This window comes from Saccharomonospora azurea NA-128, assembly GCF_000231055.2.
GTDB classification, from domain to species: domain Bacteria; phylum Actinomycetota; class Actinomycetes; order Mycobacteriales; family Pseudonocardiaceae; genus Saccharomonospora; species Saccharomonospora azurea.
On sequence record NZ_CM001466.1, the window covers coordinates 996,890 to 1,010,196 of the forward strand.

Below are 13,307 nucleotides of genomic sequence, written 5' to 3' on the forward strand. Positions count from 1 at the left end.
GGTGAGGAAAGGAGTCCGGCCATGACGTCCGCTCGACCGATTCGCACGGCCGTATTGGGATTCGGGTTGTCCGGCAGGGTGTTCCACGCGCCCTTCCTCGCCTGCGACCCGGCGTACTCCCTCGACGTCGTGGTCACCCGCGACGAGCATCGCGCGGCCCAGGCCCGCAGCGCCCACCCCGGCGTGACGGTGCTGCCCGGCGCCGACGCCGTGTTCGCCCAGGCGGACGAACTGGATCTCGTGGTCGTCGGCACGCCTCCGGCGACGCACGTCGAGCTCGCGACACGGGCTCTCGACGCCGGTCTGCACGTCGTGGTGGACAAGCCGTTCACCACCACCCGAGCGCAGGGCGAGGCCCTCGTCGAGCACGCCCAGCGGGCGGGGCGGTTGCTCACGGTGTTCCAGAACCGGCGGTGGGACGGCGACTACCGCACACTGCGGCACCTGGTGACCGGCGGGGCCCTGGGCCGCGTGCACACGTTCGAGTCACGGTTCGAGTCGTGGAAGCCGCACGGCCCTCGCGCCTGGAAGGCGCACACGCCGATCTCGCAGGGTGGGGGCATCGTCTTCGACCTCGGCAGCCACCTGATCGACCAGGCGCTCCAGCTGTTCGGCCCGGTGGAGTCGCTGTGGGCCGACATCGCCGTCCGCACACCGCACTCCTCCGGGGTGGCCGACGACGACGCACTCGTGGTGTTGCGCCACCGCGACGGAGTCCGGTCGCAGATCGTCCTCTCGTCTCTCGCGGCGCTTCCGGGACCGCGCTTCCACGTCCTCGGTTCGTCGGCCGCGTACACGAAGTGGGGCTTCGATCCGCAGGAGAACGCCTTGCGTGATGGCGCACTGCCCACCGACGACGGCTTCGGGCGCGAACCGCGGGACCGCTGGGGCGTGCTGGGCGTGGGCGACGACGTGCGGCGGGTCGAGACCGAGCCCGGCGACTACGGCGAGTTCTACCGGCTGCTGGCGCGCGCGGTGCGCGGTGAGGGAGAGCTGCCCGTCGACCCGCACGACGCCGTCGCGGTGCTCGACGTCATCGAGCGCATCCACCGCACCGCCCGCCTCTGACATCGTGTCCGCGCCCCACGCACGCGTGTTCGCACTTCCCGCACGGCATGGCCGCTGTGACGACACCGACGACTGGCCGCCTTGACGACAAGCTTTGGTTAGGCAAACCTAACACTATGATCGCTGCGCGCCGTCGGCGTCGCCTCTCCGGCGCCCTCCTCGCCGTCGCCCTGCTCGTGCTGACCGCCTGCTCCGGCACGACCACCACGGACGAGTCCGGTCCGCCGGCCGTGCAGCCCGAGGCGGGAGCACTGCCCGTCACGATCGACCACCGGTACGGCTCCACGACGATCACCGACCCGCCGAGCAAGGTCGTCAGCGTCGGCTACACCGACCACGACGCCCTCCTCGCCCTCGGCGTGACCCCGACGGCGACCACCCGCTGGTTCGGCGACTATCCGGGCGCGGTCGGCCCCTGGGCGCGGCAGGCACTCGGTGACGACCCCGTTCCCACGGTGCTCGACGACACCAACGGCATCCAGTTCGAGAAGATCGCCGCACTGGAACCGGACCTGATCGTGGGCCTGTACTCCGACCTCACGCGCGAGGAGTACGACACGCTCTCCGAGATCGCGCCCACGATCGCGCCCCCACCGGACCAACCCGACTTCGGCACCCCGTGGCGCGACGTGACCACGACCGTCGGCCGCGCCGTGGGCAAGCCCGCCGAGGCGCGGCGCCTCGTCGAGGGCGTCGACCAGCGGTTGGCCGAGATTCGCGCCGACCACCCCGAGTTCGCGAACGCCACGGCCGTCGTGGCGACACTGTCCGAGGGCTACTTCCTCTTCGGCGGCGACGATCCCCGTTCACAGCTGCTGGCCGACGTCGGCCTCCGGCTGCTGCCCGAGCTCGACACGCTCGTGGGCGACCGGTTCGGCGCGAGCATCGGCACCGAGAACGCCGACGTGCTCGACACCGACGTCGTCGTGTGGCTCACCGACGACGGTGGCGCGGAGCTGCGTCGCGACCCGCTCTACAGCACCCTGCGGACCGCGAAGGAGAAGCGGGAGGTGTTCGTGAACAACAACGACGACTTCGGCAACGCCTTCTCCCAGGTGTCCGTGTTGAGTGTTCCGTACGTGCTCGACCGGCTCGTCCCGCAGGTGGAGGCGGCCGTGGACGGCGATCCGTCCACCACCGGCTGAGCCGCGCCGCGTGCGAGGATGCGGCCGTGACTTCGACGACTTCGACGACTCCGACGACTGCACCGACTCCACCGGCCTACCTGGCCGACTCGACGCGCTACGACTCCATGCCCTACCGGCGTTGCGGCCGCACCGGGCTGACGCTCCCCGCGATCTCGCTCGGCCTGTGGCACAACTTCGGCGACGACCGCCCGCTGCAGACGCAGCGCGCCATCCTGCGCCGCGCGTTCGATCTCGGGATCACGCACTTCGACCTCGCGAACAACTACGGCCCTCCGTACGGTTCGGCGGAGGAGAACTTCGGTTGCGTGCTCGCCACCGACTTCCGCGGCCACCGCGACGAGATGATCATCTCGACCAAGGCGGGGTACGACATGTGGCCGGGGCCGTACGGCGAAGGCGGGTCGCGCAAGTACCTGCTGGCGAGCCTGGACGCCAGCCTCGCGCGGCTGGGTCTGGACTATGTGGACATCTTCTACTCGCACCGGTTCGACCCGGACACACCGCTCGAGGAGACGATGGGCGCCCTCGACAGCGCGGTGCGGCAGGGCAAGGCGCTCTACGTCGGCATCTCCTCGTACTCGGCGCAGAAGACGGCCGAGGCCGCGGCGATCCTGAAGGACCTGGGTACCCCGTTGCGCATCCACCAGCCGTCGTACTCGATGTTCAACCGCTGGATCGAGGACGGGCTGCTGGACGTGCTGGAGCATGAGGGGGTCGGCTGCATCGGCTTCTCGCCGCTGGCTCAGGGCCTGCTCACCGACCGCTACCTGCGGGGCATTCCGGAGGGTTCGCGGGCGAGCCGGGACAGCTCGCTGCCGGGCGAGTTCCTGTCCGAGGACAACCTCGCCAAGGTGCGCGCGCTGGGTGAGATCGCGGCCCGGCGCGGGCAGTCGCTGGCCCAGCTGGCCATCGCGTGGAGCCTGCGGGACCCGCGCATGACCTCGGTGGTGCTGGGCGCGAGCAGCGTCGAGCAACTGGAGTCCAACGTGGCCGCGCTCGACAATCTGGCGTTCACCCGGGAGGAACTCGACGAGATCGACCGCTACGCCACCGAGTCGGGCATCGACCTCTGGGCGGCCTCCAGCGCCCACTAGCGACCTGCGACCCCGATCGGCGACCGGCCGGGCAGCACCGGAACTGCCCGGCCGACCCCGACCGGACATTAAGTCAAGCGCTTGACTTAGAGCATCGAGGCGCGGTTCACTGACCGGGTACAGGTCGCTACGGAGAGGACTCGCATCGTGGCCGACAGTGAATCCGTGTTGGACTACCCGCTCCCGAATCCCACGCCGTTGGAGCCGCCCGCCGAGTGGACGCGGTTGCGACAGGAATGCCCGGTCGCCAAGGTCAGACTCCCGAGCGGCGACGAAGCAGCGCTGGTCACACGCTACGACGACGTCAAGAAGGTCCTGGCCGACCCGCGGTTCACGCGTCAGCTCGACACGGGCGCGGGCGCCGCGCGCATCGCGGCGAACGAGTCCGGCGGGGTGTTCAACAGTTCGATGTCGTCCACCATCCCGCAGTCCGGCCCAGGACACCGACGCTGGCGCACCCGGGTCGGTCGCTGGTTCACCGCCAAGCGGATGGCCGCCCTGCGGCCCCGCATCGAGGCGATGGCCGACCGGCTCGTCGACGACATGGTCGAGCGGGGCCGGCCCGCCGACCTCAAGGCGAGCCTCGGCTTCCCGCTGCCGGTGTGGGTGATCTGCGACCTCCTCGGCGTGCCGGACGACGACCGCGACCGCTTCTCCTACTGGTCCGACACCCTGCTGAACCTCACGAAGTACGACCAGTCCGAGATCGACGCCGCGCAGACCGAGTTCGTGAAGTACATGAGCGCCCACGTGGCCGCCCGCCGGGCCGACCCCGGTGAGGACCTGCTGAGCTCGCTCATCACCGAGGACGTCGAGGACCCGATGCCCGACGCCGAACTCGTCGCCACGGGCCGCGGACTGCTCGTCGCGGGCCACGAGACCACCGCCAACATGATCAGCAAGATGGTCGGCATGCTGCTGGCCGACCGGCGGCGTTGGGAACAGCTCGTGGCCGACCCGGCTCTCGTGCGCACCGCCGTGGAGGAGTCGCTGCGGTTCGACGCCAATCCCGGCATCGGGCTCCCTCGCTTCATCAGCGAGGACGTCGAGCTCTCGGGCACCACCGTGCCGAGCGGCACCACGGTGATGTGCAACATGGGCGCCGCCAACCGCGACGAGACCGCGTTCACCGACGCGGACCGGATGGACCTCTCACGCAGCCCCAACCCGCATCTGACCTTCGGCTCGGGCGCGCATTCCTGCCTGGGCCAGGCCCTCGCGAGGACGGAGTTGCAGACCACCCTGGACGTGTTGCTCCGCCGCCTTCCCACGTTGGAGCTCGCCGTCGAGCCGTCCGCCCTGGAACGCGTGGAGGGCCTCGTCGTGGGAGGGTTGGCCACGCTTCCCGTGCGTTGGTGATGATTCCTCCATGGCAGTGAGGACGATCCGGAGCGAACGGGCGAACGCCACCCGTCGACGCATCCTGGACACCGCGGAACGCCTGTTCGCCGAACACGGCGTCACCGCGGTCTCCAACCGGCAGATCAGCGAGGCGGCAGGCCAGGGCAACAACACGGCGGTCGGGTATCACTTCGGGACGAAGGTCGATCTCGTCCGCGCGATCGTGCGCAGGCACAACGAACAGATCGAGCGGCGGCGGCTCGACATGGTCGAGCGGGCCGCGGGCTCCAGCGATCCGCGCGACTGGGTCGCGTGCCTGGTGCACCCGCTCGCCGAGCACCTCGCCGAATCGGGCAGTCCCACCTGGTTCGCGCGCTTCGGCGCGCAGGTGACGACCGACCCGTCGCTGCGGCCGATCATGTACGAGGAGACGCTGAGCTCCCCCTCACTGCTGCACATCCTCGAACAACTCCACCACTGCCTTCCCGAGCTCCCGGTCGAGGTCCGGCTGGAGCGCGGCGACATGACGCGGCAGTTGATCGTGCACATGCTCGCCGAACGGGAACGGGCGTTGGCGGAGTTGACCACCACTCCCCGAGCCAGCTGGTGCGACGCCGCGACCGGCCTGGTCGACGCCATCGTGGGGTTGTGGTCGGCACCCGCCACTCCCCGGCGACGACCCGATGACACCGACACCCCGGAGGTTTGACGTGAAGATCAGCGTGGACGAGGACAAGTGCTGCGGTGCGGGCCAGTGCGTGCTGCTCGCACCGGAGGTCTTCGACCAGCGTGAGGACGACGGCATCGTCGTGCTGCTCGACGCCGAGCCCGGCGCGGAACTCCATGCCGTGACACGGGAAGCGGCCAGTGTCTGCCCCGCCGCGGCGATCACCGTGACGGAAGGATGAGCACGCCCTCGCACGTGGTCGTGGTCGGGGCGTCGGCGGGAGGACTGTCGACGGCCGAGGCGTTGCGACGGCAGGGCTTCACGGGCCGACTCACGATCGTCGGAGCCGAACCGCACCCGCCTTACGACCGGCCTCCGCTGTCGAAGCAGGTCCTGGCCGGGGTGTGGGAGCCCGAGCGGGCGCGGCTGCGCACCGAACCGGATCTGTCCGCAGTGGACGCTCAGTGGTGTCTCGGCGACCCCGCCGTCGCCTTCGATGCCGCCACGCGGTCCGTGCGCACCCGCTCCGGCACGACGGTGAGCGGCGACGCCGTCGTGCTCGCCACGGGAGCCGCCCCGCTCCGGCTCCCGGGCAGCCCCGACCTCGCCGGCGTGCACGTGCTCCGCACGCTCGACGACGCGCTCGGCTTGCGCGCGGCGCTGACCGAGGGACGACGGCTCGTCGTGGTCGGCGAGGGCGTGCTGGGCGCGGAGGTGGCGGCGACCGCCCGCACGCTCGCAATGTCCGTCACCCTGGTGGGCCCGCAACCGCGGCCGCTCGCCGCCCAGCTCGGCCCCCTGGTGTCCGGGCTGCTCGCCGACCTGCATCGCGAACACGGTGTCGAGCTCGCCCTCGGACACGCCGTCGACGGCCTCGTCGGACGGCACGGCCGGGTCACGGGAGTGCGGCTCGACGGCGGCCGGGTGCTGCCCGCCGACGTCGTCGTCGTGGCGATCGGGGCCGCGCCCGCGACGGCGTGGCTCCAGGGCAGCGGCGTGCCGGTCGACGACGGTGTCGTGTGCGACTCGCGGTGCCGGGCGGCCGACGGTGTCTACGCGGTCGGCGACGTCGCCCGCTGGCACCACCCGGGCCTGGGGACCTCCGTCCGGCTGGAGAACCGCACCAACGCCACGGAAGCTGCCCAGGTGGTGGCGGCGAACGTGCTCGGAGAGGACCGCGCGTACGCGCCGGTGCCCCACTACTGGACCGACCAGTTCGACACCAAGATCCAGGTCTTCGGGCTGCCCTCGGCGACCGACGAGATCACCGTGGTGGACGGCGACCCCGCCGACCGGCGGTTCGTGGTCCGGTGCACCCGGGACGGCCGGGTCACCGGGGTCATCGGATGGCGGATGCCCAAACAGACCCGGTTGCGCCGCGGCGAGGTGGCCGACGCCCTCGCCGTGGTGCCCACGGTCTGAGGACGCGACACGAGAGAAGGTCACTGTGACGAACACCGAGGCGGCCGCCGACACGGCCGTCGCCGAGTACCCCATGGCCCGCGCGCAGGGTTGCCCGTTCGACCCACCGCCGCGGCTGAAGGAGCTGCAGGAGCAGACGAGACTGACGAGGGTACGGCTGTGGGACGGCAGCACACCGTGGCTCGTCACCCGCTACGCCGACCAGCGCGCGCTGATGGCCGATCCCCGCATGAGCTCCGACGTCACGAGACCCGGCTACCCGAGCCCGGCGGCCCGGGTCGAGGGCGGCGGTTCGTCGGTCAGCTTCATCCTCATGGACGACCCGGAGCACGCGCGGTTGCGGCGGATGGTGACGGCGCCGTTCACGGTGCGCCGGGTACGGGCGATGCGCCCTCGCATCCAGGCCATCGTCGACCAGCTGATCGACGATCTGCTCGCGGGCCCGAAGCCGGTCGATCTCGTGGAGGCGTTCGCCCTGCCGGTGCCGTCGCTGGTGATCTGCGAGCTGCTCGGCGTCCCGTACTCCGACCACGACTTCTTCCAGAACCACAGCAAGGTGATCATCAAGCGCACCTCCACCCAGGAGGAGCGCATGGCCGCTCTCGGCGAGCTCGCCGCCTACCTCCACCGGTTGCTGGGCGACAAGCTCGCCGAGCCGACCGACGACCTGCTGTCCGGGCTCGCGGAGCGGGTGCGCGCGGGCGAACTCGCCCACGAGGACGCGGCGCGCATGGGCGTGCTGCTCCTCATCGCGGGACACGAGACGACCGCGAACATGATCGCGCTGGGCACGGCGGCCCTGCTGGAGCACCCGGACCAGCTCGCTCTGCTGCGCGATGCCGACGATCCCGCCGTCATCGACTCGGCGGTGGAGGAACTGCTGCGCTACCTCCACATCACCCACAACGGCCGACGTCGGGTCGCGCTCGACGACATCGAGTTCGCGGGGCAGGTCATCCGCGCCGGCGACGGTGTGGTCTTCCCGAACGACATCGCCAACCGCGACCCGGAGGCCTTTCCCGCCCCGGACCGGCTCGACCTGCGGCGCGACGCCCGCCACCACGTGGCGTTCGGCTTCGGGGTGCACCAGTGCCTCGGTCAGCCGCTGGCGCGCCTGGAGCTGAGCGTCGTCTACGGCACCCTCTACCGGCGCATCCCCACCCTGCGGCTCGCCACGGAGCTGGACTCGGTGCCGTTCAAGCACGACGGCTCCGTGTACGGCGTGTACGAGCTGCCCGTGACCTGGTGACCGAAAGGACCACGATGAAGATCACGATCGACCAGGACAAGTGTGTCGCGTCGGGACAGTGTGTCGTCGCCGCCGAGCAGGTCTTCGACCAGCGCGACGAGGACGGCGTCGTGGTGCTGCTCGACGCGGAGCCGTCGGCGGAGCACGCCGCCGACGTCCGGCACGCGGCGTCGGTGTGTCCCGCGCTGGCCATCCACGTCGAGGAGTAGACGCCCCTACCGCAGCGCCGTCCCGGCGGAGCCGACCAGGTCGAGCTCGGCCCGGGTCGGCAGTCCTTCCCAGTCGCCGCGCGTGGCGACGGCGAACGCGCCGCACGCGGTGCCGCGGTCGAGGCGCTCCGCCAGGCCGACGCCGACGGGACGCGGTTGCGGTCGCGGTATCTTGTCGGGTGCGACGGTGGCCGCAGCACGGTGCGCAAGGTCCTGGGTGTCGGTTTTCCCGGTGAACCGGCCCGTCGAGCCACCCCGAGAGGTAGCCGGCGGTGAAGGCGTCGCCCGCACCCACCGAGTCCACGACGGGCACCCGGTGGGCGGGAGCGTCGAGCGTGCCGTTCTCGGTGGTGACCGCCGCGCCCTCGGCGCCGTGCTTGGTCACCACCTCGGCGACACCGTGCCGCAGCAGGTCCTCCACACCCCCGACGAGCGCGAGCTCGTCCGGCGACCCGACGACGACACGCGCCCGGCGAGCCAACGGCGTGAGGACGCCTGCGGCCTCGTCGGCCGACCACAGCCGCGACCGGAAGTTCACGTCGAGACAGACCGCGACGTCGTGCTCGGCGGCGTGGTCGCACGCTGCCGTCACGGCCTCACGTGCCGTCGGACTCAACGCCGGGGTGATCCCACTGAGGTGGACCAGGCGGGTCCCCGCCTCGATCGCGGTCGTCACGTCGGCGGGTGCGAGCCGGGAACCCGCCGAGCCCGCGCGGTAGTACTGGACCCGCGTCACGTCGGGAAGCCGCTGCTCGAACAGGACGATCCCCGTCGGCGCGTCGTCGTCCTTCCGCACCCGGGACACGTCCACCTCTTCGGCGCGCAGGGTCCGCAGCACGAGCTCACCGGGCTCGTCCCGGCCGACGCGGCCGACCCAGCGGACCCGGTGCCCGAGCCGTGACAGTCCTACCGCGACGGTCGACTCGGCCCCGGCGATGGACACGCGTGCCGTCGTGCCCAGGCGCAGCAGCCCGTCCGCCCGCATCGAGACCATCGTCTCTCCCAGCGTCACGACGTCCACGACGACCCACTCCCGTCCCGGGCCGCCGCCACGAACGCCGCCGCCCGCTCGCGCAAGGCCGCGGTGTCTCCGCCGTGCGGCGCGTCACCGGTGAGCGGGCTCCCGACCCCGACCGCGCACGCACCCGCCGCGACGTACCGCGGCACGTCGGGTAGGTCCACACCTCCCACCGGCACCAGCGGGACGTCGGGGAACGGGTCGCGCAGCGCCCGCACGTGGGCCGGCCCGAGCGTGGCGGCGGGAAAGACCTTCACGGCCGCGGCTCCGGCGTCGCGGGCCGCCACGACCTCGGTCGGTGTCAGGGCGCCGGCGAGCACCGGCAGGCCGAGCTCCACGGCGGTGGTCACCCCGGCACCCAGAGCGGGAGTCACGGCGAAGGCGGCCCCGGAGTCAAGGACGTGGCGCGCGTCGGCGTCCGTGAGCACGGTGCCCGCTCCCACTCCCACGTCGTCGCCGAGTTCCTCGACGACACGGCGCAACACCGCGAGGGCGTCGGCCGACGTCAACGACACTTCGAGCAGCCGCACACCCGCCTCCGCCAGCACCTCCGCCGTCCGCACGCAGGCGTCGGGATCACTGCCGCGGATGATGGCGAGCAGTCGCTGCCGCGCGAGCGCGTCGCGCAGGTTCATCGTTCCTCCTCCGTTCGAACCAGACCGTCCTCGACCGGCCCGGCGACGTCCTCGGCATCCTGAGCGGCCTCGGCCAGCAAGGCGCGCATGGCGTCGGCCGCCTCACCGGGCTCGCGGCGGCGCACCGCGTCCACCACCGCGGCGTGGCTCGGCACGGGGTCCGTCATCCCCGCCTCGTGCACGAGCGCGTCGCGCAGCGAGAGTGCGGGTTCGACGACGGAGTCGAGAGCCGACACGAGCTCGTTGTGGGTGGCCCGCAGCAGCGCGCGGTGCCAGCGCAGGTCCGCCGCCGCGGCCATCTCGGCGCTGCCGTCCACGGCGTCGGCCATGGCGGCCAACGCGGAGTCCAGCTCGGCGAGGTCGGCCTCGTCACGACGGCGGGCCGCCAGGGCTGCCGCCGCCGGTTCGACCATGTCGCGCAGCTCGCCGAGGTCGCACAGCAACCGCGCGGTCTCCCCGGCATGGGCCCGCCAGCGGATCACGTCCGTGTCGAGCAGGTTCCAGTGCGCGCGCTCGCGCACCACGGTGCCGCGCTTCTGCCGTGCTTCGATGAGCCCCTTGGCCGCGAGGACGCGCAGCGACTCACGCAACACCGTCCTGCTCACGTCGAGTTCCCGTCCGAGCGCCCCGAGGTCCAGCACCGCGCCCTGCGCGATCTCTCCGGACACGATGCGCATCCCGAGCGTGGCGACCGTCTGGCCGTGGACTCCTCGTCCTCCGTACGCCGTCACGGCGGGAAGTCTGATCGGCGGAGGCACGGGTGTCAAGATTAATTGTTATTTAATACAACCGCGGGCAGTGTCGGACCCCACCCGTAGCGTGTCGCGTGGAACCTCACCCGAAGGAGTGCGATGCGACGGATCAGCGCCTCACACCGGCGCGCCCTGCTGGGACGACGCCACCGGCTCGCGACCGACGCGGCGGCGGCCGATCTCGTGGACGTCGCCGACAGTCTCGTGGCGCTGCACAGCACCGACCCCGCCACCGTGTACCTGTCCACCTGGGCGCGGACGCGGGACCCCCGACACGCGCCGCTGCAGCATGCCCTCTACGACGACCGCCGTCTGCTCCGGCTGCTCGCCATGCGACGGACGGTGTTCGTCACCTCGCGAGCCGTCGCACCGCTCGTCCTCACCGCGTGCGCGGCGGAGGTGGCGGACCGCGAACGCCGCAAGCTGATCACGATGCTCGCCGAGAACGGGATCGAGCGTCCGGAGCGCTTCCTCACCGAGGCGCGCGACGCCGCGCTGTCCGTGCTCGACGCCCGCGACGAAATCACCGCGGCCGAACTGGCCGGGGCCGATCCGCGACTCGGCACCCCACTCGTGCTGTCCCGGGGAAAGCGCTACGAGGGGAAGCAGAACGTCGCCAGCCGGGTGCTCCTGCTGCTGTCGGCCGAGGGACTCGTCGTCCGAGGGCGACCGCGGGGGTCGTGGACCTCCCAGCAATACCGGTGGACCTCGATGCGGACGTGGCTGGGCGACGACCTGCCGACCGTGTCCGAGGCCGACGCCGAGGTGGAGCTCGCCCGCCGGTGGCTCGCCGCCTACGGTCCCGCCCTCCCGGAGGATCTCCAGTGGTGGACCGGGTGGACGAAGACGCGGACGAAACGGGCACTGACGGCCCTGCGCCCGGCCGAGGTCGAGGTGTGCGGCACGGCGGGAGTCGCCCTCGACGACACCGACGTGGACGAGCCGCGGGTGGAAGGTGTCCCGTGGGCGGCGTTGCTCCCCGCCCTCGACCCGACGTCGATGGGCTGGCGACAGCGCGACTGGTACCTCGGTGAGCACGCCGAGCGCGTGTTCGACACGAACGGCAACGCGGGTCCCACGGTGTGGTGGAACGGGCGCATCGTCGGCGGATGGACCCAGGACGGCCGCGGCGACGTCGTCTACCGGCTGCTGGAGGACGTCGGCTCGGACGCCGTCGAGGCCGTGGACGCCCTGGCCGACCGCCTCACCGCCGCGCTCGACGGCGTGCGGCTCTCCGCCCGAGGCCGGCGACTCAGCCCGCTGGAGCAGGAGATCCAGGAAAGCACCGTTTGACGACCGCACAGCCGTACGACAAGTGCGGACACGTGTACCGGAAGTGCGGACACGCGTGCGGGAGGCGCGGACACGGTGTCAGAGGAGCAGGGCCACGGCGGCGAAGATCACGGGGAGGCTCAGCAGGGTCGTCACCAGCACCGCGTCGCGGGCCAGCGTGACGCCGTGGCCGAAGCGCACGGCGTAGCCGAACACGTTCTGCGCGGCGGGTAGCGCGGCGCACACCACCACGGCCAGCAGCTCGACGCCCTCCAGACCCAGGACGAGCCCGAGTCCGAGCGCCATCAGCGGGTGCACGACGGTCTTCACCGTCACGATCGCCACGAGCGGGAGCCTGCTCTCCCGGTCGCGACCGGGCCTGCTCGCCCCGTGCAGGGAGATCCCGAACGCCAGCAGCATGGCGGGCACCGCCAGAGCGCCCAGCAGCTCCACGGGCGCGAGCACCGGCTCCGGCAGCGTCACCCCGGTCGCGGTGACGACGAGTCCCGACACCGAGGCGATCGCGAGCGGGTTGCGCAGAGGTGCCGTGATCGTGCGGCTGAGTGTCGGTCGGCTGCCGTCCCGCCGGGCCGACACGACGTCGAGAACCGTGGTGAACACCGGCGTGAGGATCGCGAGCTGGAACAGCAGCACGGGAGCGACCACCGTGGCGTCGCCGAACACGTACGCGGCCACCGGCAGGCCGAGATTGCCCGCGTTGACGTAACCACTGCCCATCGCCGCGATCGCCGTCTCGCCGGGCGGCCTGCGCCGGAGGATGCCCACCGGCACGTACAACGCGCACGCGAGCGTGCTAGTGACGGCGGTGACCACGAGGTTGGCCGAGAAGACGTCGGTGACGTCCGCGTGCGCGAGCGTCGTGAACAGCAACGCCGGGCTCGCCACGAAGAAGGCGGTGCGCGACAGCACCTCGGTGGCCGACGACCCCAGCACCCCCGCCCGCCCGACCACGTAGCCCACGACGACCACGCAGGCGAGCACGAGGAAACCTTCGATCACGCCGCTCATGTGACAGTCACAGATCGCCACCGTAAGGCTGTGATCCGCGTCAAACGGAGGGTGGGTCCGCGACCTCCCACGCCGTTACGACCACCCCGGCACGGGGAAACCCGCCACCATGCCCGACGACGTGCCCGGCAACCTGCCCGACGACTCGCCCGACGACGCGGCGCCTCCACCGGAGACGCTCGCGACGGTGCCCTGGCAGCGCTGGCCGGAAGCCCTGCGGAGGAGCGGGTACGAGGTGCTGGCACACCTGGGCGCCGGCCACCCGCAGAACGCGCTGGAGGTGGTCGACGAACTGCTGACCGACCTCCTCGCCCGGCGCGAGTCGCTCGCCGACAGCGCCAACCGCCGGTTCGAGCCGTCGACCGACGACCGCAATCCCTGATCCCGAGACGGCACTGTGGAC

General features: G+C 71.7%; 14 protein-coding genes and 2 pseudogenes. 12 read left to right on the plus strand and 4 right to left on the minus strand.

The genetic code is table 11. From position 1 onward, the window contains the following. Nucleotides 1-21 precede the first annotated feature (21 nt). From SACAZDRAFT_RS04500 to SACAZDRAFT_RS24140, 10 genes and pseudogenes are all read left to right on the plus strand, one after another. The gene (locus SACAZDRAFT_RS04500) at nucleotides 22-1,068 is read left to right on the plus strand and encodes a Gfo/Idh/MocA family protein (protein ID WP_005439116.1); all 1,047 of its coding nucleotides are present in this window, start codon (nucleotides 22-24) and stop codon (nucleotides 1,066-1,068) included. A 116-nt stretch (nucleotides 1,069-1,184) separates the two neighbouring features. After that, complete coding sequence (locus tag SACAZDRAFT_RS04505) at nucleotides 1,185-2,213, plus strand: iron-siderophore ABC transporter substrate-binding protein (RefSeq protein ID WP_005439118.1); 1,029 nt, start codon at nucleotides 1,185-1,187, stop codon at nucleotides 2,211-2,213. Between the two features lie 107 nt (nucleotides 2,214-2,320). Further along, nucleotides 2,321-3,310, plus strand: coding sequence for an L-glyceraldehyde 3-phosphate reductase (gene mgrA / locus SACAZDRAFT_RS04510; RefSeq protein WP_050983499.1), 990 nt, complete (start codon nucleotides 2,321-2,323; stop codon nucleotides 3,308-3,310). 147 nt (nucleotides 3,311-3,457) lie between these two features. After that, nucleotides 3,458-4,669 carry a cytochrome P450 gene (locus tag SACAZDRAFT_RS04515; RefSeq protein WP_005439121.1) on the plus strand — a complete coding sequence of 404 codons (1,212 nt, stop codon included), beginning with the start codon at nucleotides 3,458-3,460 and terminating at the stop codon, nucleotides 4,667-4,669. 10 nt (nucleotides 4,670-4,679) lie between these two features. Beyond that, entirely contained in the window at nucleotides 4,680-5,360 is a 681-nt protein-coding gene (locus SACAZDRAFT_RS04520) for a TetR/AcrR family transcriptional regulator (protein WP_005439124.1), read from the plus strand. A gap of 1 nt (nucleotide 5,361) precedes the next feature. Next, nucleotides 5,362-5,559, plus strand: coding sequence for a ferredoxin (locus SACAZDRAFT_RS04525; protein ID WP_005439126.1), 198 nt, complete (start codon nucleotides 5,362-5,364; stop codon nucleotides 5,557-5,559). Continuing rightward, the gene (locus SACAZDRAFT_RS04530) at nucleotides 5,556-6,740 is read left to right on the plus strand and encodes an NAD(P)/FAD-dependent oxidoreductase (protein WP_005439128.1); all 1,185 of its coding nucleotides are present in this window, start codon (nucleotides 5,556-5,558) and stop codon (nucleotides 6,738-6,740) included. Before SACAZDRAFT_RS04525 ends, SACAZDRAFT_RS04530 begins: the two co-directional genes overlap by 4 nt. A gap of 73 nt (nucleotides 6,741-6,813) precedes the next feature. After that, nucleotides 6,814-7,989: a cytochrome P450 gene (locus tag SACAZDRAFT_RS04535; RefSeq protein ID WP_085979347.1), complete on the plus strand. Its 1,176-nt coding sequence runs from the start codon at nucleotides 6,814-6,816 to the stop codon at nucleotides 7,987-7,989. A gap of 14 nt (nucleotides 7,990-8,003) precedes the next feature. Then, the gene (locus SACAZDRAFT_RS04540; RefSeq protein ID WP_005439132.1) at nucleotides 8,004-8,198 is read left to right on the plus strand and encodes a ferredoxin; all 195 of its coding nucleotides are present in this window, start codon (nucleotides 8,004-8,006) and stop codon (nucleotides 8,196-8,198) included. Between the two features lie 90 nt (nucleotides 8,199-8,288). Continuing rightward, nucleotides 8,289-8,462, plus strand: a pseudogene (locus SACAZDRAFT_RS24140) (FAD-dependent monooxygenase); the annotation flags it as partial. A 37-nt stretch (nucleotides 8,463-8,499) separates the two neighbouring features. Here the strand turns inward: SACAZDRAFT_RS24140 and SACAZDRAFT_RS04545 are convergent. The 3 genes and pseudogenes from SACAZDRAFT_RS04545 to SACAZDRAFT_RS04555 all read right to left on the minus strand — a co-directional run. Next, a pseudogene (locus SACAZDRAFT_RS04545) lies at nucleotides 8,500-9,192 on the minus strand (sugar kinase); the annotation flags it as partial. A 14-nt stretch (nucleotides 9,193-9,206) separates the two neighbouring features. Beyond that, nucleotides 9,207-9,851 carry a bifunctional 4-hydroxy-2-oxoglutarate aldolase/2-dehydro-3-deoxy-phosphogluconate aldolase gene (locus SACAZDRAFT_RS04550; protein WP_005439140.1) on the minus strand — a complete coding sequence of 215 codons (645 nt, stop codon included), beginning with the start codon at nucleotides 9,849-9,851 and terminating at the stop codon, nucleotides 9,207-9,209. Continuing rightward, nucleotides 9,848-10,582 carry a FadR/GntR family transcriptional regulator gene (locus SACAZDRAFT_RS04555; protein ID WP_005439143.1) on the minus strand — a complete coding sequence of 245 codons (735 nt, stop codon included), beginning with the start codon at nucleotides 10,580-10,582 and terminating at the stop codon, nucleotides 9,848-9,850. Before SACAZDRAFT_RS04555 ends, SACAZDRAFT_RS04550 begins: the two co-directional genes overlap by 4 nt. A gap of 120 nt (nucleotides 10,583-10,702) precedes the next feature. On the opposite strand from SACAZDRAFT_RS04555, the gene SACAZDRAFT_RS04560 reads away from it, so the two are divergent. Continuing rightward, on the plus strand, nucleotides 10,703-11,896 hold the full coding sequence (locus SACAZDRAFT_RS04560) for a winged helix DNA-binding domain-containing protein (RefSeq protein ID WP_005439144.1): 1,194 nt from the start codon (nucleotides 10,703-10,705) through the stop codon (nucleotides 11,894-11,896). 78 nt (nucleotides 11,897-11,974) lie between these two features. Here the strand turns inward: SACAZDRAFT_RS04560 and SACAZDRAFT_RS04565 are convergent, their stop codons facing one another. After that, nucleotides 11,975-12,904 (minus strand): AEC family transporter, encoded by a 930-nt coding sequence (locus SACAZDRAFT_RS04565; protein WP_005439146.1) that lies wholly within the window; start codon nucleotides 12,902-12,904, stop codon nucleotides 11,975-11,977. A 109-nt stretch (nucleotides 12,905-13,013) separates the two neighbouring features. Here SACAZDRAFT_RS04565 and SACAZDRAFT_RS04570 point away from each other — a divergent pair, with 109 nt between their 5' ends. Continuing rightward, complete coding sequence (locus tag SACAZDRAFT_RS04570; protein ID WP_005439148.1) at nucleotides 13,014-13,286, plus strand: hypothetical protein; 273 nt, start codon at nucleotides 13,014-13,016, stop codon at nucleotides 13,284-13,286. The last annotated feature ends 21 nt before the right edge of the window (nucleotides 13,287-13,307 follow it).